This window comes from Microcystis aeruginosa NIES-4325, from assembly GCF_008974145.1.
Lineage (GTDB): Bacteria > Cyanobacteriota > Cyanobacteriia > Cyanobacteriales > Microcystaceae > Microcystis > Microcystis aeruginosa_G.
The window spans coordinates 1-21969 of sequence record NZ_BJKP01000030.1 but is presented as its reverse complement, the minus strand read 5'-3'; the positions used below and the strand labels follow the sequence as shown (position 1 = coordinate 21969).

General features: G+C 44.6%; 20 protein-coding genes and 1 pseudogene. 14 read left to right on the top strand and 7 right to left on the bottom strand.

What is annotated here, in order from left to right:
• Nucleotides 1-172: 172 nt before the first annotated feature.
• The gene (gene murD / locus MiAbW_RS14970) at nucleotides 173-1522 is read right to left on the bottom strand and encodes a UDP-N-acetylmuramoyl-L-alanine--D-glutamate ligase (RefSeq protein WP_151696755.1); all 1350 of its coding nucleotides are present in this window, start codon (nucleotides 1520-1522) and stop codon (nucleotides 173-175) included.
• Nucleotides 1523-1682: 160 nt separating this feature from the next.
• Between murD and MiAbW_RS14965 the strand changes: the two genes are divergently transcribed.
• Together MiAbW_RS14965 and prfB are read left to right on the top strand one after the other, a co-directional pair.
• Nucleotides 1683-2795 (top strand): DUF3747 domain-containing protein, encoded by a 1113-nt coding sequence (locus tag MiAbW_RS14965; RefSeq protein WP_151696754.1) that lies wholly within the window; start codon nucleotides 1683-1685, stop codon nucleotides 2793-2795.
• 289 nt (nucleotides 2796-3084) lie between these two features.
• Nucleotides 3085-4192 (top strand): peptide chain release factor 2 gene (gene prfB / locus MiAbW_RS14960; protein WP_151696753.1). Its coding sequence is split into 2 segments (ribosomal slippage): nucleotides 3085-3156 and nucleotides 3158-4192, totalling 1107 coding nucleotides; the frame shifts between segments, so codons are not numbered across the junction.
• Between the two features lie 218 nt (nucleotides 4193-4410).
• Here the strand turns inward: prfB and MiAbW_RS14955 are convergent.
• Entirely contained in the window at nucleotides 4411-5829 is a 1419-nt protein-coding gene (locus MiAbW_RS14955) for an ATP-binding protein (RefSeq protein WP_151696752.1), read from the bottom strand.
• 150 nt (nucleotides 5830-5979) lie between these two features.
• Between MiAbW_RS14955 and MiAbW_RS14950 the strand changes: the two genes are divergently transcribed.
• On the top strand, nucleotides 5980-6231 hold the full coding sequence (locus MiAbW_RS14950; RefSeq protein WP_002739055.1) for a hypothetical protein: 252 nt from the start codon (nucleotides 5980-5982) through the stop codon (nucleotides 6229-6231).
• A gap of 95 nt (nucleotides 6232-6326) precedes the next feature.
• On the opposite strand, the gene hemH is transcribed toward MiAbW_RS14950, so the two are convergent.
• Entirely contained in the window at nucleotides 6327-7490 is a 1164-nt protein-coding gene (gene hemH / locus MiAbW_RS14945) for a ferrochelatase (protein ID WP_151696751.1), read from the bottom strand.
• Nucleotides 7491-7609: 119 nt separating this feature from the next.
• Here hemH and MiAbW_RS14940 point away from each other — a divergent pair, with 119 nt between their 5' ends.
• From MiAbW_RS14940 to MiAbW_RS14920, 4 genes are all read left to right on the top strand, one after another.
• On the top strand, nucleotides 7610-8233 hold the full coding sequence (locus MiAbW_RS14940) for a class I SAM-dependent methyltransferase (RefSeq protein WP_151696750.1): 624 nt from the start codon (nucleotides 7610-7612) through the stop codon (nucleotides 8231-8233).
• A gap of 116 nt (nucleotides 8234-8349) precedes the next feature.
• Nucleotides 8350-8904, top strand: a complete 555-nt coding sequence (locus MiAbW_RS14935) for a YqeG family HAD IIIA-type phosphatase (RefSeq protein ID WP_151696749.1) — start codon at nucleotides 8350-8352, stop codon at nucleotides 8902-8904.
• Between the two features lie 577 nt (nucleotides 8905-9481).
• Nucleotides 9482-10270, top strand: coding sequence for an ECF transporter S component (locus tag MiAbW_RS14925; RefSeq protein ID WP_151696748.1), 789 nt, complete (start codon nucleotides 9482-9484; stop codon nucleotides 10268-10270).
• Between the two features lie 57 nt (nucleotides 10271-10327).
• Entirely contained in the window at nucleotides 10328-10576 is a 249-nt protein-coding gene (locus MiAbW_RS14920; protein WP_151696747.1) for a hypothetical protein, read from the top strand.
• On the opposite strand, the gene ilvC is transcribed toward MiAbW_RS14920, so the two are convergent.
• Nucleotides 10565-11557, bottom strand: a complete 993-nt coding sequence (gene ilvC / locus MiAbW_RS14915) for a ketol-acid reductoisomerase (protein ID WP_151696746.1) — start codon at nucleotides 11555-11557, stop codon at nucleotides 10565-10567. The two genes, MiAbW_RS14920 and ilvC, sit on opposite strands and share 12 nt — an antisense overlap.
• Nucleotides 11558-12214: 657 nt before the next feature.
• On the opposite strand from ilvC, the gene pilM reads away from it, so the two are divergent.
• The 4 genes from pilM (at nucleotide 12215) to MiAbW_RS14885 (ending at nucleotide 17094) form a co-directional block, all read left to right on the top strand.
• Nucleotides 12215-13330, top strand: a complete 1116-nt coding sequence (pilM, locus tag MiAbW_RS14900; protein ID WP_151696745.1) for a type IV pilus assembly protein PilM — start codon at nucleotides 12215-12217, stop codon at nucleotides 13328-13330.
• A gap of 9 nt (nucleotides 13331-13339) precedes the next feature.
• Entirely contained in the window at nucleotides 13340-14110 is a 771-nt protein-coding gene (locus MiAbW_RS14895; protein WP_151696744.1) for a PilN domain-containing protein, read from the top strand.
• On the top strand, nucleotides 14107-14907 hold the full coding sequence (locus MiAbW_RS14890; protein ID WP_151696743.1) for a pilus assembly protein: 801 nt from the start codon (nucleotides 14107-14109) through the stop codon (nucleotides 14905-14907). Before MiAbW_RS14895 ends, MiAbW_RS14890 begins: the two co-directional genes overlap by 4 nt.
• A 93-nt stretch (nucleotides 14908-15000) precedes the next feature.
• Complete coding sequence (locus tag MiAbW_RS14885) at nucleotides 15001-17094, top strand: secretin and TonB N-terminal domain-containing protein (protein ID WP_151696742.1); 2094 nt, start codon at nucleotides 15001-15003, stop codon at nucleotides 17092-17094.
• Nucleotides 17095-17409: 315 nt separating this feature from the next.
• On the opposite strand, the gene MiAbW_RS14880 is transcribed toward MiAbW_RS14885, so the two are convergent.
• Nucleotides 17410-18456: a S66 peptidase family protein gene (locus tag MiAbW_RS14880; RefSeq protein ID WP_151696741.1), complete on the bottom strand. Its 1047-nt coding sequence runs from the start codon at nucleotides 18454-18456 to the stop codon at nucleotides 17410-17412.
• Entirely contained in the window at nucleotides 18453-18920 is a 468-nt protein-coding gene (locus MiAbW_RS14875) for a CBS domain-containing protein (protein ID WP_151696740.1), read from the bottom strand. The genes MiAbW_RS14880 and MiAbW_RS14875 overlap by 4 nt, the downstream gene beginning before the upstream one ends.
• 161 nt (nucleotides 18921-19081) lie before the next feature.
• On the opposite strand from MiAbW_RS14875, the gene MiAbW_RS14870 reads away from it, so the two are divergent.
• A complete protein-coding gene (locus tag MiAbW_RS14870) occupies nucleotides 19082-19648 on the top strand; it encodes a Uma2 family endonuclease (RefSeq protein ID WP_151696739.1) in 567 nt (188 codons plus the stop codon).
• A gap of 71 nt (nucleotides 19649-19719) precedes the next feature.
• A complete protein-coding gene (nadC, locus tag MiAbW_RS14865; protein WP_151696738.1) occupies nucleotides 19720-20568 on the top strand; it encodes a carboxylating nicotinate-nucleotide diphosphorylase in 849 nt (282 codons plus the stop codon).
• Nucleotides 20569-20608: 40 nt separating this feature from the next.
• Here the strand turns inward: nadC and MiAbW_RS14860 are convergent, their stop codons facing one another.
• Nucleotides 20609-21406: an SAM hydrolase/SAM-dependent halogenase family protein gene (locus tag MiAbW_RS14860; RefSeq protein WP_151696778.1), complete on the bottom strand. Its 798-nt coding sequence runs from the start codon at nucleotides 21404-21406 to the stop codon at nucleotides 20609-20611.
• A 439-nt stretch (nucleotides 21407-21845) separates the two neighbouring features.
• Between MiAbW_RS14860 and MiAbW_RS14855 the strand changes: the two are divergent.
• Nucleotides 21846-21969 (top strand): annotated as a pseudogene (locus MiAbW_RS14855) (photosystem II D2 protein (photosystem q(a) protein)); the annotation flags it as partial.

Below are 21969 nucleotides of genomic sequence, written 5' to 3'. Positions count from 1 at the left end.
GTTTTTTTTCTCTTAATTTTTTGGTTAACTCCTCCTGATTTTACCCAACTTAGCCAAAAAAGAGTATCTTTGGGAACAAAAATTGCGTCTTAGTCGTCGGCAACAGGGTGTTAGGTTGTTAGGTTGTTGGGGTTTTAGTTGAAATTCCCCACTTTCCCATTCCCCCACTTCCCTACAACTGTAGAGACAATTGCCGAAAGTGATCGCCGCGATGTTCAAAACTTTGGTATTGGTCGAAACTAGCGCAAGCGGGGGATAATAACACCACTTTAGCCTCTTTAGCCAGTCCTAGTTCAGCCGCGCGTTGAACTGCCCTGTCCATCGTTTCCACACATTCATAATCTTGATAACCTGTCGATGCTAAACGACAGGCAAAATCGCCGGCAGCGTCACCAATCAGCAGCACAGTGGCGACTTTTGCCTTAATTTCAGCGATCCAAGCCCGATCATCCCCTGCTTTCGCTTCTCCCCCCGCAATTAAAATCACTGGACTAGGGACGGATTTTAAGCCCACTGTGGCGGCATCATAGTTAGTTGCTTTACTATCATTAATAAATTCTAGTCCTTTATGGGTACAAATATACTCAAGACGATGGGCAACGCCAGGGAAAGTGGCGATCGCTTCCGTAATGGCTTTTTTCTCGATTCCTGCCAATCTAGCGGCGGCCACAGCCATAAGCAAATTCTGCTGATTGTGACTGCCCACCATTTTCAGGAGATTAACCGGGGCAATTAATTCCCCAAAAGCCACGATCCAGTTATCTTGGAGATAAACACCACGACTAGGATCGCCTAAGAGTGCCTCTTTGCCCTGAACAGAAGTCCAGTAAGCTTCTTGCCATTGACTAACACCGATTTGACGCAGATAGGGATCATCACCGTTGAGGATTTGGCGATCGCTTCTTTGTAGTAAAGAGGCTTTAATCTGATAATAATTTTCCAGGGTTTGATGACGACTGAGGTGATCGGGGGTAAAAGTTGTCCAGATGCCGATTTTCGGCGATAAATCTCGACTAGACTCGATCTGATAACTACTAATCTCCGCAATAATCCAATCGTACTTATCGGCTTTTAAAGCCAATTCACAGGCAGCATAGCCGATATTACCGCAGGAAGGGGAATTTAACCCCGCTTTTTGAAAAATAGCGGCACAGAGGGCGGTGGTGGTGGTTTTGCCGTTAGTTCCCGTAATCCCCAACCAAGGAGAAGATTGCAGATAACGCCAAGCCAATTCTAATTCTCCGATCGTATCGATGCCTTTTTCCCTGGCAGTAATTAAAATCGGGGCATCCCAAGGCACGCCGGGGCTAACCACGATAAGATTAGGCAAGTCCGAAGCCTCTAGACTGAGATTTTGACCAAGATTGACAATAATTCCTTCCCTTTCCAGATTGGTTTTGGTTGCTTGTAAACTGGGAGAATCAGAGCGATCGCTTAATGTCACCTGCCAACCATCCCGTTTTAAGCATCTTGCCGCCGCTATTCCCGATCTTCCCAATCCAATAATCGCCGATGAAGCCATCTTGTTGCCACTCTACTCAAGGGTCAATTTTTAGCAATCTCTATCCTACTGTGGATTAGGTCAAGTAATAGCTATCTTCCAAGAAAACAAAAATCTCTCGCTTACGTCTAGATCGATAAAATAAATGCAAGTACGATCTCCATAACAACGCTCCCTATTTATGAATCTAAAATCATCCTTAAAATTTACCCTACTGTTTTCGCTTCTGGGGGGTTGTCTCCTGACTACACCTAGTCAAGCAACTCTCTTTGAACAACGAGAAGTTAATCAAGAGGATTTTATCGCTATTGCCCGACCCTACGGTAACGGAAAATACGATTTACTGATTTTGCAACAAATCCAAGGAAAACGTCAATGTTGGGCGGTAAATGGCAGAGAACCGACCATTGTTCAGCCTCTCCTCCTCGATTTCGATTTTACCGGCAGTTGTGAACGGGCCACCGACAGTAACGGTTATTCCCTTCGCATTCAGGGCAAAGATTACGGTTTAGAATACCTGCTGCGTATCGTACAACGCAACGGGGAATTAGTCCTCGTCGGGACCCCCCGCAATCCCAGACAATCGGAGGTAATTATTGGACGGACAAAAGGTTTAGGGACCGGTTTAATGCAAATTTATCTCATCGATGGCTGGCGCTTTACTAAACGCAGTCTAGCCAGTCAAAATCTCAGTCATATCTATCTAACTGCCGATAGTTCCAGTTTCAATCCTCCCCCGGAATTACTCGCGGGTAATAGTTATTCCCCCCCCAGAGAATCCGTCAAGGCAGAAACACCAGTTAATCCTTCTGCTAATCCCGAAGTGCGAGAATATACCTTTACTGCTGCACAAACAGCAGTAGAGAGCAATCCTCAGCCAGCGGTCAGTAATCCACTACCAGAGCCAAATTTTACCCCACAGACCCCAGTTACCAATAATTTACCCCCCCTGACTCCTCCCAATGCTCAGAATAGTAATGCAATTGTACCACCGCCACCACCGCGCAACCTAGGCAATCCGGGAAGTTTATCGGATGTGATTAATTTTAATCGAGCCGCCGCTAATCCCAGTAGTAGCAATAGCAGCAATAGTGGCCGCAAAGGTTTTAAAGTAGTAATTGAAGCTAAAACCGATAGCGATCGTACTAAGGTTCGTTCTCTCTATCCCGACGCTTTCCCCACTTCCCACCAAGGTCGTCGCGTCTGGCAAATAGGCGCGTTTAGTAGTCGCGATAAGGCTGAAAATGCTTTACAAAGTCTTGCCCCCCTGCGCGGGTTGATCGTACCATTTTAGGGAACGCTGGAACTGCGGAACGGGGAACAGATAGTGCATAGGGGAAATGGGGAAATGGGAAAATGGGGAAATGGGGAGACAGGGGAATTTCAACTAATACCCCAAAACCCTAAAACCCCAACTCTCAACTCCTGACTTGAAAGAGGGTGTAGGGTGTGGGGTGTGGGGTGTAGGGAAGGAAACCTCTTTCCTCTGTGGGGGTGAAAATTTTTTCATCGGGACTGACTCCCCAGACTCCTGACTTCTAGAGTAACTGATAACTGATAACTGATAACTGATAACTGAAAACATGGAAATATCGGAACTAAAAAAAGGTATCGAGATAGTAGGATCGCGCCTGGGTAAAACCCAGGACTATCTTTGACTTACCCACTTTAAGGGCCAAAATTAAAGACTTAGAACAGGTGGCAGCCGTACCCACTTTTTGGGATAATCCCGATACTGCCCAAAAAACCCTGCAAGAACTAAATGAATGTAAATCTTCTTTACAAACCTATCAGGGTTGGTGTGAACAATTAGAAGATACTAAGGCAATTATCGAGTTATTAGAATTAGAATCCGATCGAACTTTACTAGAAGAAGCGACCGACAATTTAACTCATTTACAGCATGACCTTGATCGCTGGGAATTGCAACAGCTTTTAAATGGTCCCTACGACGCAAAAGGAGTGGTTTTAACGATTAATGCCGGGGCCGGGGGAACCGATGCCCAGGATTGGACAGAAATGCTCCTGAGAATGTATTCTCGCTGGGCCGAGAAACAGGGATATAAAGTCACTTTAGCGGAAATATCAGAAGGAGATGAAGCGGGAATTAAATCGGTGACAATTGAAATTGCCGGAACTTATGCTTACGGTTATCTGAAAGGAGAAAAAGGCACCCATCGGTTAGTCAGAATTTCCCCTTTTAATGCTAATGGTAAACGTCAAACCAGTTTCGCCGGGGTGGAAGTAATGCCAATTTTGGGCGATGATGCGGTGAGAGTAGAAATTCCCGATAAAGATTTAGAAATTACCACCACTAGATCGGGGGGAAAAGGTGGACAAAATGTTAATAAAGTGGAAACTGCCGTGCGTGTAGTTCATCTTCCCACAGGTATCGCTGTACGTTGTACCCAAGAGCGATCGCAATTACAAAATAAAGAAAAAGCCCTAGCTTTATTAAAAGCGAAATTGTTAATTATCGCTCGGGAACAACAGGCTCAAGCGATCGCCGAAATTCGCGGCGATATGGTGGAGGCCGCTTGGGGCAATCAAATCCGTAACTATGTTTTTCATCCCTATCAATTAGTTAAGGATCTCCGTAGTAATGTGGAAACCACCGATGTTACCGGGGTAATGAATGGGGATTTAGATAGCTTTATTGAAGGCTATTTACGTTTAGGGGGTGCAGTTTAAAGAAATGTATCGCCGTTGTCGTCCACAAGTCCCACTCCCGTGTGGAAGTGATGATAAAATCTCCTCTTGGAAAAATGTCGATTTGCGTTAAAACACTTTTTTGCTTGCTGTATAAGGGTTTCGCCGATTTGACATCCCTAAAATGGATTTGCGTTAAAGCACTTTTTAGCATTTCCACACTTCGACTAAGCTCAGTGTACACTTCGCCCAAGGCTAGTCTAGGCCCAAAAGGGGAGATAACGAGCATAACGAGTTGATTTAGATTCAGATTCGTCGGATTTAATCAGTCCCGCTTCTTTAGTTGCCCCAATCACTTGAGAAACAGTGGCAGTTCTTGACTCGTCTAAATGAAATCGCTCTCTTAAGCTTTGGTTAGACATCCGTTGATTATTGACATATAGGAGACAACAGTGCTGATAACAAGCGCGAATACGGTCAGATTGACTCATTTTGCCAAAATCCTGATGAGCGAATAGGATAGAAGTTGTTCGGATCTCACCTACTCTAAAATCTGGTGCGGGAAGTTGAAATTTCTCGGCAGCGGAAATAACCTTATCAATACCACTGCCCTTTTCTTCACAAATGCGAAAACGACGCATTATGTCAGCTAATTGCTCATTACGGGAGCGATATTCGTCTATAAAGCGTTCTACTTTGATAAAAGGAATACCAGGGTTAGAGATTTCTACTCGATCATCATACATTTCAATCATCACCGAAGCGCCTGTAGCGAGAAAGTCCTGATGAATCAAAGCATTGGCGATCAGTTCTCGCAAAGCTTGTCGAGGAAACATTTTCACTTCTTCCCTAAGAACCTCCTCGATGACGCGATTTTGAGGGGCTAAATCGTGGACAAAATTAACTAAACCATCAAAACCCACAGCATATCCCGTAATTACTGTCTGTTCCAGCCGAGTGTTAATTTTACCTGTTCCCTCATAGATAATCACTCGTGGTGCTTTACGCGCTAAGGTAGGGGAAAAGCTCTCAAGTTGTCTGGCCAGAAGGATGGCCGATAAATTAGGAATTGTCCAACCTTTTGATGTTTTGTCAAGGAGTTGATCGCCTTGTAACCTTTCTAGAACAGCATCACGATGGCTAGGATAGGGAAGCTTGAGCAATTTAAAGTAGGTTTGGGTGTCGAGTAGGTCAATCACCTCATCTGGACTGATATGAGAGCGAGCGGATTGACAAAACCAATCTTGTTGATCTTCAGCAAAGATGCGCTTAAGCAGATCAGGTGTCATGGGTACTAAGTCTTCCCCTGCTCGCATTAGATAAGCACCTTCAAAGGCGATAGGTTGTCCTGTGGGATGGGTTGGCACTTCAAAAACCAAGACACGACCATCAGGGTGGGCCAATTCGGTGATTTCCACGCGCAAGCGAAGTTTTTCAACGATTAGCGCTTTAATTCTGTTAATTTCTTTGGGTGTAGGAAAGGCTTGTGAACCAACAATTTTACGGGGACGTTTATCGGTAACACCTAAGATAAAATGGCCACCTCTTTCATTAGCAAGGGCGACGCAATATTTTAACAGTTTGTTTGTATCAAATTGAGTTTTAGCCTCTTTAAATTCTAGTCGCTCATTTTCCACTGGAGCATTTAACCAACCTTCTAGGGTCTCTAGGTTTATCATGTAGTCATCTCCTTCTGGGTGGGAATTTACGTTTAGGGGGTAACAGTGCAGGTTATACTGATTCCTAAGATGAGAGCAGCTCTATTTTCTCGCAAATTCTGTTCTTATTGGCTTGTCAAGCTCTTTGTCCTCTACTAAGAAGAAAAATCAATGGTTATTATCGAGATTACCAATGTGGAAGAAATATTAAGCGCAAAAATTGGCTCTTTCGCCGCTAAAATCGTCCAAGCTCTAGCAGATGATGAAGGGAAAGTGGAAGAGGTTCTCATCAAAGAATTGCAGGCTAATTTTCAGGAAAGGGGGATTAAAGCTAATCTGTTTAGCGTCACTGGGTTAGATATGCTCGGCAATGGCAGGCTAGAAGTTAACGTTAATGTTCGTTCTGCTAATATGATGTCCTAAGAGAAGATGAAATCACCAATGGTTGGGTTAAATATAGTTAAACCCAACCTCATTTTGGTAGTTACCATCAAACGCAATGGCACCGAAGCTCGAAGTTATAGTAAACCAACAAAATGTAGCGGTCCTTGACCGGTAATTAATTCGATAATAATTGCCAGAAAACCAATCATCGCTAATCGACCATTCCACACCTCGGCTGCCGTGGTCATTCCCCATTCCCAACGCTCCTGGGGATACATTTTCATGTTCGCTTTCGGATGGGTAATTTGCTCGAAAGTGGTGGGTTTTTCCTCTAGGGATTTTACCACTAACTGGGAGAGAGATTCGATAAACATCGGGTGAGTGTTAAGAGCCGGTACTCGCTGAAAATGTTCAATTCCGGCTTCTTCCGCCACTTCTCGGTACTCTATATCGATTTCTTGCAGGGTTTCGATGTGTTCCGAGACAAAGCTAATCGGCACGACCAATAAATGCTTAATTCCCTGCTCTCCCAACTCTTTTAAAGCATCTTCAGTATAGGGTTTTAGCCATTCCACTGGACCGACGCGACTTTGATAGGCTAAAGTGTACTGATTGGGTCGGTTGAGCGTACGCATGATCGCCCTAGTGCATTCTTCAATTTCCCTTTGATAGGGATCTCCCGCTTCCTCCACATAACTTTGGGGGACACCATGGGCGCTAAAAAAGATATGTACTTGGTCAGGATTAGGACACTGCTCTAATTCTCGCGCAATCAGATCGGCCATAGCACTCAGATAAGTGGGATGATCGTACCAAGAGGGGATGAGAGTGTATTCCGTCAAACGCAGATAGGGATCCTGCTGCCACATTTCCTCTAGCACACGAAAACTGGAACCACTGGTACTGATCGAAAATTGGGGATAAAGGGGAAGAATAACTAATTTTTTGATATGGTCTCGTTTAATCCGCTCGATCGCTTCTTCGGTGAAGGGATTCCAGTAACGCATCCCGATATAAACGCTCACCTCGCGCCCCATTTCTGCGAGACGTTGTTGCAGTGCCGTGGCCTGTGCTTCCGTAATCTTGAGTAAAGGGGAGCCACCGCCGATCTGACGGTAATTTTCCTGGGATTTACTCGCTCTTAACGTCGATATTAACCAAGCTAACGGTTTTTGTAATCCTTTGATCGGTAAACGGATGATTTCTGGGTCAGAAAAAAGGTTAAATAGAAAAGGACGCACATCCTCTAACCGCTCCGGCCCACCCAAATTTAATAATAAAACGCCAACGCGACCCATAGTGTTAACAGATAATTTTTAAATTTTCAGATTCTTTACCAAGTTTAACAATATATCGGTGGAACCGTTAAAACAAATTACAGACAATATAGAACTTAATCAAATCTTGGAGGTTGATCTTGGCTACAATTTTACGTCCCCTCAGTTATCAATATCAATGGCTTTACGATGGTATCTCCCGTCTGGCTGCCCTAGCAGTGGGTGGGGAGTCCCGTTTTCGGCAATTGGCCCTAGAAGGTTTAAAAATCGCTAAAAATGACCCTATCCTCGATCTCTGTTGTGGTGCTGGTCAAACCACCCGTTATTTAGTCCCCCTATCCGATCGCTGTACCGGTTTAGATGTCTCTCCTGTGGCCCTGGAGCGAGCTAGTTTAGAGGTGCCGCAAGCGCATTATGTGGAGGGATTAGCCGAAAAAATGCCCTTTAATGCTGGAGAATTCGCCTTTGTTCATACTAGCGCCGCTCTCCACGAAATGGAACCAGAGCAGTTAGAGGAAATTCTTAAAGAAGTGTATCGAGTTCTCAGACCGGGGGGAATTTTTGCCCTCGTGGATTTTCATCGACCCACTAACCCGCTTTTTTGGCCTTCTTTAGCCCTATTTTTGCAATTATTTGAAACCGATACCGCTTGGCAGTTTATTGATCGGGACCTGATCCGATCTTTACAGGCGATCGGTTTTCGTGATTGTCAACAAAAATTATACGCTGGTGGTAGTTTACAGGTGATTCAAGCGGCCAAGTGAAGGGATCGGCCAGGCATTATTTTCAGGGGCAGTCGGTCATTTATACTAAAGAGGGCAACGGTTTTTTGATCAAGCTGAGTTTGATCGACTCGCTGCCAGTTATTTTTGAGAAGTTAATGACTAGAGCAAAAATTCTACAACCTGATTTAATTTTAGGGGATACGATTCTCGGTCTCACTCTGGAGATTTTGAGTCAGCATCGGATTAAGGGATTGATTCTCGATGTGGACGATACCCTTGTTCCCCTCCAGGAAACGACGGTTTCTGACGATTTACAGCGTTGGGTCGATTCCTTGCGTCTTTATCTACCGATTTGGTTGGTAAGCAATAATCTGAGCGAAAATCGGATCGGCGCGATCGCTGAGAATTTACAACTTCCCTACCTTCTCGGTGCGGTGAAACCCTCTCGACGCAAACTCCGGCAAGCGATGACAGCCATGGGACTTCCCCCCCAACAAATTGCTATGGTTGGCGATCGCTTGTTTACCGATGTTTTAGCGGGAAATCGTCTGGGAATGTTTACCATTCTGGTGAAACCAATGGTAAACCCTTTGACGGGGGAGCAAGCTTATCCAATCCACGATCTTGAGGTATGGGTATCACAAATTCTCGGCGTTTCCCTCCATCCGCAGCATTACTTAATAAAACCTGACCAATCATCACAAAAGTAAATATTAAAAAATAATTAAGTATAGAGGTAAATAGCGAAAAGTAGTAAATACTATAGATAACTTCAAATGAGGTCAGCCAAGATAAAGACCTTAAATATAAGAAACTGAATAGATAGACGGTGCCAGTTTTTGCGGATATACGCCAAAAGCTGGTGCTACTGTTTTTTAGTTTTATCTCTTTGGATGTCATACTATAGCAAAGATCGGGGTGGTTAGGACAATCAATCGCTGAAACCCTTGACCGATAAGAGTTTGAAAATTGAAAGCGTCCTAACTAACTCGTTCTATGCCATAAATCCGGTTATTAAAAACTGATTATTTATTCTCCGTTTTGCATGAGTGGCTCTTGCATGAGTGCCTGTCCTGATATGTAGCCTATACTTAACGGATTTAGTATCATCGAGCATTTGCCCTCACCTACAGCCCAACTTAAAAAGTTTTATAACTGGTTAACCCCCAGAGGCAAACTATTATTAACTGGTATTTTTTCAAAGGATTTAATCAAGAATATCCTTTTCATCGCCCGAAGGAGATCAAACCAGAGGATGATAGAAAAGTTAGAATTACCCTTGCAACTATGACCCTAGATATTATCCCCGAAGGGGAAGAACGCAAAGTGGAAGCTGTCAGTAGTGCCGCCATTGATGGTGCGCCGATCGCCTATATTGTCGTCTTAGCGGCCATTGTCACTACCCTTTCTTTTATTCCCTTCTCCATTGTCCTCGCTTCCGGCGGTAGTATGCCCCTCAGTCAAGCGGTTTTTCCCCTCTTGGGTTGGTTACTCGGCCCGATCGCTGGGGCGATCGCTAGTGGTATTGGATCCTTAATTGGGGCTTTTCTTGCCCCCTACACGGCAGGAATTCCCGCTATTTCGGTCTTTGGGGCGATTTTGTCTAGTTTTGTGGCGGGAACGATGGTTTTAGGCAAAAAACGCCGTTATTGGTGGTTAGGATTAACGTTAATTTTTCTGATTCCCTTGTTTATCTACGCTAACCGGGCGATCGGACTGAACGGCATTTCGCCACGAGTCTTTATTGCCGGGGCTTTCGTTGATTGGTCGGCTTTGGTATTATTTATCCTGCCAACCCGGACTCTGTTTACCCATTGGATCAAAGGTGGCAATTTTGTCCTAGTAGCGGCGGGAATTTTTGGGGGTACTTGGACCGCCAGCGGCCTCTCCCATTTAGGGGTCGTCGCCATTACCTACTCGATTTTTAACTGGCCCGAAGAAGTCTGGATCGCTTTAATTCCGATCATTCCCGTAGAAAATCTGATTCGTTCCCTCGTCGGTATGGTGATCGGTTGTGGTGTGATTGCCGGTTTACGGGCGATCGGTCTGGTCAAATCACGGGAGGCGATCTACTAAAATGGAAATAATCGGCTAACAGTTATAAATAAACTTTTGCGCCGAATCATCAAGAGTATGCCTAAGAGATTTATTTCCGTCATCCTACTCTTTGGTGCCCTCGGTTTCGTCACCGTCGGCGATGTTTTTTTGCCCCGACCTTGGAGTAGCTATAGCCGCAATACCAGAGAACAAATTAATCGGTTGATAGTGTCCCTAATGCCCAAACCCAGACCGGAACCTCCCAGTCAGCAGAGGGAGAGGCAACGGGAAGAATTCCTGCGTCGCGTCCAACCCTCCAGCGAAAAAAGAGAACTAGCGTTTTAGCCAACTCATCATCGCCCGCAGATCTTGGCCGACTTCTTCGATCGAATGTTCTGCTTCTTGACGACGCATCGCGGTAAATCCCGGTTTACCTGCTTGATTTTCGAGGACAAACTCTCTGGCGAATTGTCCCGATTGAATTTCCCCGAGGATTTTCCGCATTTCGGCCTTAGTCGCTTCCGTCACCACCCGTGGACCGCGAGTATAGTCACCGTACTCGGCTGTATTGGAAATACTATCGCGCATTTTCGCTAAACCGCCCTCGACGATCAGATCGACGATCAGTTTCACTTCGTGTAAACACTCAAAATAGGCTAATTCGGGCTGATAACCAGCTTCTACGAGGGTTTCAAAGCCGGCTTTAATTAAAGCGCTTAAACCGCCGCATAATACTGCCTGTTCGCCAAAAAGGTCGGTTTCTGTTTCCTCGCGGAAAGTGGTTTCCAAAACCCCGGCCCGAGTGCCACCGATACCTTTAGCGTAGGCCATTGCCCGATCGCGTGCTTGGCCGGTAGCATCTTGATAGACGGCGAATAAACAGGGGACCCCTTGACCTTGTTCGTAGGTGCGACGGACGAGATGGCCCGGTCCTTTGGGTGCGACCATAACCACATCGACATTATCTGGGGGAACCACTTGACCAAAATGAATATTAAAGCCGTGGGCAAAAGATAACACCTTGCCTTCGCTCAAATTCGGGGCAATTTCGTTGAGATAAATCGTTTTCTGCACTTCATCCGGTAAGAGGATCATGATCCAGTCGGCAATTTTAGCGGCTTGGGCCACATCATAAACCGGAATACCGGCTTCTTTGGCTTTGATGGCCGATTTACTGCCGGGATATAGACCAACAATCACATTAACGCCACTATCCTTGAGATTTAATGCGTGGGCATGACCCTGGGAACCATAACCAATAATAGCGATCGTTTTTCCCGCTAATAAATCTAAATTGGCATCTTCATCATAGTACATTTGTGCCATCGAACTCGCTCCTTAACTTCTTTTATCACTGTGCAAACTCCTAATTATACGGGAAAATCACGCCCGTCAGAAGCATTTGATCGCTGGTTTCCAGGAATCAATCCAAAATAGTGCCTAGAAAAATGGCTCTCTTGGGTTTGGCGGGTAAAATATATTCTAAGATACGGTCTTGCCAGCGAGCTACTGGAACCAACCACAAAGACAGAAAAGACACAAAGATTGAACACTTTTATATAAGTTAAACTTATCACACAAAAAAGGAAGAGAGCCGAAAAATTTAAATTTTTTCTAGATACTTGGGTATTCTAACCAACGAAAGCGAATTTTTCTGGAGTAGGAAACGAGATGGAGGGGTTAAATATTTTTTGTCTAGACTTGGTTCTTTCACCAAAATTGATTACAATGTCACCATCAATAGGCACTTCCCCTCCTCTCACCCCGTCAAGATTAACCTCGCTCGATCTGAACACAGATAATCGGGTTAGCATTGAGTACAGAAATAGCGGCTCTCCTCCTCCATTTTTACCTTTTCTGGGTGATTTACCCAGTTAGGATCGTTTAGAGACTGATTTACTGCCTTGATCGGCAATAGATAAAATCAGGGCAAAAAATTGTCTGCTTTGTTAATCACCAATCCCCAGCTGTTCAGTAAAATCTATGGTAAGTTTTTTTAAGAAGCTGTTGACAAGAAAATCTCAAGGTGTTGGCTTAGAGATTACCCCAGAGCGCATTAACGTCGCTCAGATCGCCAAACAGGGACGAAATCATAAATTAGTTAAATATTGTTCGACGGATATCCCGGAAGGCATCTTTGAGGAGGGAAAAATCGCCGATTCCCCCGCTTTAGCGCAATTAATCCAAGAAATACTCAAGGAAAATAAAATTACTAGCAAACAAGTTGCTACTGGTGTCCCTATGCGCGAGTCAATTATCCGGATTATCCCCATTCCTTCAGAATTGGACGATCAGGAATTGCGCGATACAGTCTTAAATCATGAGGCCAGTTTATATCTGCCCTATCCCCGGGAGGAAGTGGATCTCGACTACCAAAAACTAGGCTACTTTCAGGATGAAGACGGGATTGAAAAGGTACAAGTCTTATTAGTTGCCACACGTCGGGAAATCACCGATTCCTATATGGAAACCTTCCAACAGGCAGGATTACGGGTAGATGTGCTAGAAATTAATAGTTTTGCCCTAATTCGGACAATTCGCGAACAGTTGCGACAATTTAGTTCCCATGAAGCCGTTGTGATTATCGATATAGAATTTGATAACACGGAAATTGCCATCGTAGTTGATGGAGTTCCCCAATTTTCTCGCACTGTCCCCATCGGGACTTTCCAGCTACAAAATGCCCTCTCCAGGGCGATGAATTTGCCCACTTCTCGCAGTCCTGAGATTCTTTTGGGGATGACAATCCCGACTACTCCCTTTGATAGTCTTAGCACCAATACTGGCACATCGTCCGTCTATAGTAACCCTGGGATAATAGCACTGATGCGGGTTTTAGGAGAATTAACCGATGAATTGCGCCGATCGATTCAGTTCTATCTTAACCAAAGTGAGCAACTGGAAATCGTCCAGTTACTTTTAGCCGGTCCCGGGGGGGGGATAGCACAACTAGACGAGTATTTTACCCAACATCTCAGCGTCCCCACCACGCAAATCGATCCGATCACAGCACTGAACTTAGCCATCAATCAAGAGATTCCTCATACCCAAAGACCAGGGTTAGGAACAGTTCTCGGTTTAGGATTACGGGAGGTATAGACAAAAATTATGTATAGTCTTGACGTTAATTTTCTCAAGGAGCGCCATCTTAAGCAAACGGGGCAAGAAACCACCTCGGCCAAGATGCCCACCGCTATTAACATGAGTAAACAAACACCCCTGTTGATCGGTGTGGGAGTGGGGGCTGGATTCTTGGCCCTGACGGGATTACTCGGTTTAATCGTCGGTTGGCAAACCGGCGAAACTCAGGCCAAAATTCAGCAACTGGACGGGGAATTAGGTCAACTGCAAGCCCAAACTAAAAAAATAGAGGATTTAAAAGGGCAATTAACGGCGGTAGAAGCAGAAAATAAAGCTCTGGTAACTGTATTCAATCAGATTAGGCCCATGTCAGCCATTCTCCAGGAAATTCGCCAACAAACTCCCCCTGGTGTCCAGCTAACCAGTCTGCAGCAGGTGGAAGTTCCCGCTGCCCCAGATCAGGGGCAACCCAATCCGGCTACTCAGTTAAAAATTAGTGGTTTTGCCAGTAGTTACGAAGCAGTCAATGATTATCTCTTAACCCTGCAAGCTTCCCCTTTTTTACAGGGTAAACAAACAGCGATCGAAAGTGCCGCCCTGGCCGATTTACCCGTACAGGTAGCTAATGAGTACAAAAATATTAGTGTTAGTTTCCCCCAAGCGGTTCAATTTGTGATCACCGCCCAATTAAGTGATACCCCCGCTACGGAACAACTGCCCAATCTCGCCAGGAATGGAGCGATCGGAGTTATCACCAGGATTAATACCCTCAAACGCCAAGGAGCCATTCAACCATGACCTTTACTGAAGAATACATTGCCAATGAGGACCAGGAATTAGAGGAACTTGACCAGTATCCCACCGCTTTCGGGATAACTTTTACTCCCCGCAATAGTGGCATCACCGCCAGTATGGTGGGTTTGCTTGGCGGACTCTATCTGTTGTTTAACTGGGTGATGCCCGCTTATAATACCTTGCAGCAACTGCAAATCGATGCAGCCGGCAAACAACAACAGGTAGATCAACAAAAAAGTAGTCTCGGGGCCACGGAATTACAAAAAATCGAGAGTCAGTTGCAACAAAAAGAGGCAACTAAACAGCAAATTCTGGCGCTTTTTGCTCAAGAAAAGGACTTAAGCACAATTCTCTTAGATATTAGTAATATCTTTAAGTCTCGCAATGTTAAGCTGATTAGTTTCCAACCCCAAGGACTAAAACCAGTGGTGGTCTCCGATAGTTCCCTCGGTAGCGCAGTTAATAACAAGCTCAAACGTCAAACTTTTAACGTCAAGATCGAAGGGAACTATGTTAACAGCCAAGAGGTTATTCGGGATTTAGAAAGATTACAACCGCTTATTTTATTGAAAAGTCTGAATACCCAGATAGAAAAGGAAAAATCGGTGGTTAAAGTGGTTAGTACCGGCAAAAATCAAGCCACTATCGTTCCCCAAGGCGATCAACCCGTTACTACCACCTTTCTTCTCGATGTGATTATTCCTCTCAATGCCGCCGAATTAGCGAAATTAGCACCGCCACCCCCAGCCGAAGGTCAACCCCCAGCCGAAGGTCAGCCCCCCGCTAGTCCGCCCCAATAGGAGAACTTTCAGTGCTTAAATAGTTTTGATTCCAGTGTGAGTATTGCGTTTTTTATCCGTTGAATCCCGTAATTGTTGAGGAGTGAAGTTAAAGTGAATCCGTCCCGTTATGCCCTGTTTATCCCGCAAATTGCTTCGTTTTTATTGATGGCTCCCCTGAGCGTCTTGGCCGAAACCCCCGAATCCTTCGATGGTTCGGAGTTAAAATCGAGTACATCAAAAATTGAATTTTCGCAAGAGTTTAGTCAAGAAAATTTACAAAAAAGACCGAAGAATCTCCTTCCCACCCCCGATGCCGTACAAAAGGAAATAAGTGATCGCATTTTAGCCAGTGAAAAACTGCTCGCCCAAAGTGCGCCTATGGTTCCCAACCCGGAAATTATCATTCAAGGCGCACCCCAAGCCCCCAGCTCTCCCACCCTACCCCGGGCCGTTGCCCCACCAGTGGGAGATATTGCCATCTCTAACATCGATGCTAGTGCCGAAAAGGTCAAATTCGATCGTAATATCACCGTACCTCGTGTGTTATTGCGGGAAGCTTCCGCTAGAGAAGTGTTAATGACCCTCGCTAACTATGCCGGTTATAACGTCGTTTTCACCAGCGCCCAGGGGGAAGCTAACGCCACCTCCCAGACAGTTTCCTTGGAATTTACTAACGAATCGGTGGAAAACATCTTTAACGCCGTCTTGTTAATTTCTGGACTCCAGGCCAACCGTCAGGGTAAAACCATTTTTGTCGGAGCGCAATTACCCCAAGGTGCTCGTAATCTGATTAGCCGCACCCTGCGTCTCAACCAAGTTAAAGCCGTTAATGCCGCCATTTTCCTCGCCACCCAAGGTGCAGAATACCAGCGTTTAGTTACCCAAACCGAAGATATCGTCGATCCCCTCACCGGACGAGTCATCGGTCGCCGAGATACTCCTCCCACCCTAGAGGCACTGGAACCCCAAAACACAGAAGGCTCAAAAGCTGCCCTACTTTTAACCGGTTTAAGAATTGCCGCCGACGAGCGCCTTAATTCTATCAATTTAATCGGCGAACCGCGGCAAGTCCAGATCGCCACCTCTTTATTAACCCAACTGGATGCCCGTCGCCGTCAGGTGGTGGTTAACGTCAAAGTTATTGATGTCAACCTGCTCAATACGGACGAATTTAGCAGTAGTTTTTCCTTTGGTTTTAACGATGGTTTCTTCGTTCAAGATAACGGGGCGGCGGTGCTGAACTTTGGTAATATGAACCCACCCACTAGCTCAACTGTATCCAGACCGGGGGCTTTTGCACAGCCTGTCGTGCCGATTTTCGATATCATATCGGGTACGGGAACAGCAGAAATTCAACCTTTTATTGACATTCAGAATGGTGCTCCCTTTGGCCGTGTTAACCAGGGACCGAATGACTTTTCAGGGGGTCTGACACCCTACGCGCGCCCTAGTTTTGGTCGGATTAGTAATCCTTTTCAGCCCGGATTGAGTGAATTCACTCCTGGTGAAGACGGTAGAGCCCCCGTGTTCACCTACGAACCCCCGACTCTCTTCCAATATCCCCAAAAATTCCTGATGACCCTGCAAGCCTCAATTCAGACAGGAAATGCCAAGATTCTCACCGATCCCTCCCTAGTAGTGCAGGAAGGTCAACAGGCCACCGTTAAGCTGACCGAGAAAGTGCTAGAAAGTGTTAACACCCAGGTGGATCCTCTCAGTGGTGTACGCACCACTACTCCTGTCCTGGCTGATGCTGGATTAACTCTAGCGGTAAACGTCGATCAGGTGGATGATAACGGCTTTATTTCCCTGTCCGTTAGTCCCACTGTTGCCTCTCCGGGGTCTCCAATTCAATTTGATAGCGGTGGTCTCACAGTTAACACCCTTACCCCTCTGATTCGTCGGGAATTGACTTCTGGGGTGATTCGTCTCCGGGATGGACAGAGTTTAATTCTTTCCGGGATTATCCAAGAGCGCCAACAGAGTTCTGAGAGAAAAGTGCCGATTTTAGGCGATATTCCCATTTTAGGGGCTTTATTCCGCAGTCGTACCAATAGCAATATTCGCAGTGAGGTGATTATTCTCCTCACTCCCAAAATCATCGAAGATACGGCCACCTCTACCCTCGGCATCAACTATCAACCTGGTCAAGATGCGGCGGAAATGCTTCAGCGTCAAGGTTTCCCTGTACAACCGCGACAGTAATCAGTAATCAGTAATCAGTAATCAGTAATCAGTAATCAGTTTCTGAAGGCAACAGGCAACAGGCAAAAGGCAAAAGAAAAAATCTGGCAATTCTCTTACCTAAAAATAAGGTTAGAAACTAAGCACATCAAAGCTTTTAGCTTAATAAATTAGGTTTTAGATTCGGTCGAGTAATCAGTAATCAGCTTCTGAAGCTTGGCTCTTGCATGAGTGCCTCTCCTCATAACTAGCCTATACTCAACGGATTTAGTGTGACTTCGCCAGTCTAAATATTCCGTTATCAGCTAAAAAAGCGAATAGCAACAGTCAGCTATTTTACGCTTTACTAACCGCCGACTCTAACATAGTAATTGTTCCCCGATTAGCATCAAATTCTACCTCAATACCGATGGGAATAGTTTCAATGATTTCTAAATGTCCGATCATTAAACCCAAACAAGCGGGAATTTTTAAGGGTTGAATATATTCTCTAATCACTTCTTCTAACGTCAAGGAACCATAGTCACTATCGGCGCTACAATTGCTGCATTGACCGAAGATAAATCCAGCTAAATTATCGAAAATTCCCGCTAATTTTAATTGATTTAACAGGCGATCAATTTCATAAACATCTTCACCAATATCTTCTAAAAATAGGATAGCACCGGTAAAATCTGGTAGATAGGGGGAGCCAACTATTGAGGCTAAAGTAGTTAAATTACCGCCGATTAATTTACCTTTTGCTTGACCTTTAGTAATAGTTTGAATGCGGTTTTTTACCTGCATTAAACGATTAGCATCATCGGGATCGGGAAGATTTCTAAAAGTTAACTTTTCCCCAGAAAATAAAACTTGTCGAAAGCTTTCAGTTTGAGCAGTGCGCCAACTAGAAAAGCCATTGGGAGCATGGAAAGTAACTAAACCAGTTTTGGCATAAATAGCCAATAATAAGGAAGTTATATCACTAAAACCACAGATGATTTTGGGATGACGACGAATTAAATCGTAGTCGAGATAAGGTAATAAACGAGCGCTGCCCCAACCGCCGCGAATTGGTACAATTAAGGCAGTATTATCATCGGCAAAAAATTGATTTATATCCGATGCTCGATCGCTATCTTTACCAGCTAAGTAACCATAACGATCTAAAGCGTATTGACCAACTTTTGGGACTAATTTTAGGGCTTTAACTGCTTCGATAACTATGTTCAAATCATCTTCTTTAAAAGTTGCTCCTGCCGGACTAATAATACCCACTCCGTCCCCTGGTTGTAGATGTGGCGGTTTAATTAGAGGAAAATTAGCACTAACAACTTTTCTAGGAATTAGGGAAAAACTAACAGCAGTTAGGGCGGAATTAACGAGAAATTGACGGCGCTTCATGCTTCGGATTTTGCCATATCGCGAATGATATCGCCCCGGGTGATAATACCAATTACTTTGTGGGTTTCTTCCTCAATCACCGGCAAACGACGCACATGACGATCATACATTAACGAGGCCGCTTCTTTCAAAGGGCAATCGCCTGTGATACTAATGGGTTTATCGGTCATTACTTCCCCCACGGTTTGACCGAGAGCTTTATGGAGTAATTTCTCGTGACGGCTAGGATTTTGTAGATAGATGACGCTATCGAGGAGCATAATGTAAGGAGGAGCTTCTACTCCCGTTTCCTGCCACATAAGGTCAGTTTCGGAGATAACCCCAATCAGTCGCATATTGTCATCCACCACGGGTAAGCCACTAAAACGCTTTTCGGCCAAAATCTTCACTGCTTCCGACAGGGAAGTGTTAGCGGTGACGGTGATGGGATTGGGAGTCATGATATCGGCAACTGTTTTCGTCATCTTAGCGACCTGCGATAATAATGCTTTGTCTCTCTATCTTATCATTAGGGTAATCAGTCGCCGCTTAATTATAACTATTCTTAAATCTTCAGGCGATAAAATAGTATAACATAAAAAGGAAATGGGATATTAATTTAGTTAGTTGACAAGGAAAAAGAAAAATGATTGCTCAACCTCAATACCCAAAAAGAATGACCCCAGAAGAGTATCTAGAATGGGAAGCTACCCAGGAATGGCACCATGAATACATTGATGGGGAAATTATCGCCATGACTGGGGGTAGTCTGCCTCATAATGATATTACCTTGAATTTTTATACTGCTTTAAGACTTCATCTCCGTCCGCGAGGCTGCCGGGTGAATGTATCTGATGTGAAGGTACAAGCTAATAATAGTCGTTATTTTTATCCCGATTTGGTGATTAGTCGCGATTCTAGGGATAGGGAATCTCGTAATTTTATTCAACATCCACAAGTGATTATTGAAGTGCTTTCCCCTAGCACAGGAAATTATGATCGCACTAAAAAGTTACAATATTATCGTCAGATTGCCAGTTTACAAGAATACGTTTTAGTCGATGCCGAATCGATTAGTGTTGAGGTTTATCGCCGCGGTGAAGATAAAATTTGGTTTTACTGCGCTTATAGTCAAGGGGAAGAAATTATTCTATCTAGCCTCGATTTTCACTGTGCGATCGAGTTAATCTATGAAGGAATAAGTTTCGATTAAAGAAAGTTTACAAACAGGTCAAACATTCCTAGACTTAAAATAAATACGTCCCGATTGTTTCGATAAATTCTATGTTACCGCCCCTATTAGTTCTTGATCCCTTGTTAGAAAACTGGTTACGAGAAGATCTCGGTAGAGGCGATCGCACCACCCAAGCAATTTTCTTCGGTCATGCTAAAATCGGTCAAGCTAGTTGGATTGCCAAGGAAGCTGGTGTTATTGCTGGTTTACCCGTAGCTGAACGCGTTTTTCAACTGCTTAACCCCACTATTCACTTTACCCCCACCGTTGCTGAGGGGGAATTCTGCCCCAAGTCTAAGGTTATTGCCGAGATAGAAGGTTCCTTCGATGCGCTGTTAATCGGGGAAAGAGTCGCTTTAAATCTTGCCATGCGCTTGAGTGGGATTGCTACTGCCACTCGTCAGTATGTGGAGAAAATTGCCGATTTGTCGACAAGATTGGTGGATACTCGCAAAACTACCCCCGGATTGCGAATTTTAGAAAAATATGCCTCCGGTATCGGTGGTGCGATTAACCATCGTTTGGGGTTAGATGATGCAATTATGATTAAAGATAATCATATTCAAGCTGCCGGCAGCATCGAGGAAGCAGTGCGTCGTGTACGGCAAAATATGCCCTATCCTCTCACAATTGAGGTAGAAACTAGCCAATTAGAAGAAGTGAATCAAGCTCTGCATCAGCAGGTAGAGATCATTATGTTAGATAATATGGATCTAGAGATGATGCAAACTGCTGTGGAGATGATCCGCAATTTTAATAGTAAAACCAAAATAGAAGCATCGGGAAATATTACCCTTGATCGCATTCGCAACGTTGCCGAAACAGGAGTAGATTATATTTCCACTAGCGCCCCGATTACCCGTTCTACTTGGTTAGATATTAGCATGAGAATTGATTAAAAGGCTCTATCAGTTATCAGTTATCAGTTATCAGTTTTGATCACTGACTCCTATCTATTCTAACCTCGATCGCATCGCCAATATTTAGGTGTAATTGCCTTTGAGCGCTGCCACTATTGACGGCAATTTCTAACCCCCCGTGACTACCGATAAAAGCGACTATTTCCCCCGAAGGAACATCACTGTAGGTGTTTTTTGCGGGGATAATTTTTCGACCCAAATGCACCGACCAATTTTTTCCTTCTAGGAGATAATCGGCAATATTACTGATTAAATTGCCGAAAATGTCAATATATTGAATTTGACCCCTGATTTTATCTTCCTCGATTTGCGGAACAGCGATCGCTAATTGTTGCAAGCTATCGGGATCAATAATCTCACCTAACATTTCTAGGGGTACTCCCTGGGCTAAATAAGCGGCCACAGCAGCAAAAATATCACGACCGTGAAAAGTTGTGCTAGGGTTAGGAGTGCGCCAACAGGAAGAATTATTGAGATTAACGGCAGACATAGCGGGAGATTGACTTAAAATACCACTAAATAAACCATTATCTGGACCGACTAAATAACCACCGGCAAAACGAATCCCTACCCCGCGTCTTTTGCTTCCCACTCCTGGATCTATAACTGCCAGATGAATAGTGCCTTGGGGAAAATATTGATAGGCATTTAGGAGGATAAAACGACCAGCGTAGAGGTCTTGGGGCGAAATTTGATGATTCAGATCGATCGTGCGAGCATGGGGGGCAATTCCCGCAATTACTCCCTTGATAATGCCCACATAACCGTCCCGTAGTCCAAAATCGCTAGTAAGGGTTATTAGTGCCTGTTCCGTCATCGACTTGTCATTTATAGTTGCCAACAGCTTTATTGACACTCCCGTCGCTAAAAGCGAGGGATTCTTGAGCTAATCATTCCCCTTTCGAGTGAACTCTACTTAAGTCTTACACGATTATGTCCCATCCGAAATTTGGGGATAATTACCGCACAGAGGGGTCTAGCATTCCACTCAAGACGTGAAGACGACAATACCAAGCAAATGAGCCGGCATAACTCCCCATCTCCCCCCGCAACACGCAGCAAGTGGTCTCCCCGAAAAATTTTAGATTTTCTTAAGATCGACCTAAAAAATATTGGTCATTTTTTCCAATATAGTGTAAGTTAAGAAAAGTAAAGATTTCTCACAATTCTTCCACACATCTGCTCGCCTGCTCGGATAGATGGAGAAGAGAGCAAGGAATCTTAGCAATAATATACATTTTTCGGAGAAAACCCCCATGACCATTGCTGTCGGACGCGCCCCAGAAAGAGGGCTGTTTGATGCTCTCGATGACTGGCTCAAAAGAGACCGTTTCGTCTTCATCGGTTGGTCTGGTTTACTACTCTTCCCCTGCGCCTTCA

Bases quoted from the DNA above. Each gene is read 5' to 3' on its own strand.
- murD (WP_151696755.1), bottom strand. From the start codon at position 1,522: ATGGCTTCATCGGCGATTATTGGATTGGGAAGATCGGGAATAGCGGCG.
- MiAbW_RS14965 (WP_151696754.1), top strand. From the start codon at position 1,683: ATGAATCTAAAATCATCCTTAAAATTTACCCTACTGTTTTCGCTTCTG.
- MiAbW_RS14955 (WP_151696752.1), bottom strand. From the start codon at position 5,829: ATGATAAACCTAGAGACCCTAGAAGGTTGGTTAAATGCTCCAGTGGAA.
- MiAbW_RS14950 (WP_002739055.1), top strand. From the start codon at position 5,980: ATGGTTATTATCGAGATTACCAATGTGGAAGAAATATTAAGCGCAAAA.
- hemH (WP_151696751.1), bottom strand. From the start codon at position 7,490: ATGGGTCGCGTTGGCGTTTTATTATTAAATTTGGGTGGGCCGGAGCGG.
- MiAbW_RS14935 (WP_151696749.1), top strand. From the start codon at position 8,350: ATGACTAGAGCAAAAATTCTACAACCTGATTTAATTTTAGGGGATACG.
- MiAbW_RS14925 (WP_151696748.1), top strand. From the start codon at position 9,482: ATGACCCTAGATATTATCCCCGAAGGGGAAGAACGCAAAGTGGAAGCT.
- MiAbW_RS14920 (WP_151696747.1), top strand. From the start codon at position 10,328: ATGCCTAAGAGATTTATTTCCGTCATCCTACTCTTTGGTGCCCTCGGT.
- ilvC (WP_151696746.1), bottom strand. From the start codon at position 11,557: ATGGCACAAATGTACTATGATGAAGATGCCAATTTAGATTTATTAGCG.
- pilM (WP_151696745.1), top strand. From the start codon at position 12,215: ATGGTAAGTTTTTTTAAGAAGCTGTTGACAAGAAAATCTCAAGGTGTT.
- MiAbW_RS14895 (WP_151696744.1), top strand. From the start codon at position 13,340: ATGTATAGTCTTGACGTTAATTTTCTCAAGGAGCGCCATCTTAAGCAA.
- MiAbW_RS14890 (WP_151696743.1), top strand. From the start codon at position 14,107: ATGACCTTTACTGAAGAATACATTGCCAATGAGGACCAGGAATTAGAG.
- MiAbW_RS14880 (WP_151696741.1), bottom strand. From the start codon at position 18,456: ATGAAGCGCCGTCAATTTCTCGTTAATTCCGCCCTAACTGCTGTTAGT.
- MiAbW_RS14875 (WP_151696740.1), bottom strand. From the start codon at position 18,920: ATGACGAAAACAGTTGCCGATATCATGACTCCCAATCCCATCACCGTC.
- MiAbW_RS14870 (WP_151696739.1), top strand. From the start codon at position 19,082: ATGATTGCTCAACCTCAATACCCAAAAAGAATGACCCCAGAAGAGTAT.
- nadC (WP_151696738.1), top strand. From the start codon at position 19,720: ATGTTACCGCCCCTATTAGTTCTTGATCCCTTGTTAGAAAACTGGTTA.
- MiAbW_RS14860 (WP_151696778.1), bottom strand. From the start codon at position 21,406: ATGACGGAACAGGCACTAATAACCCTTACTAGCGATTTTGGACTACGG.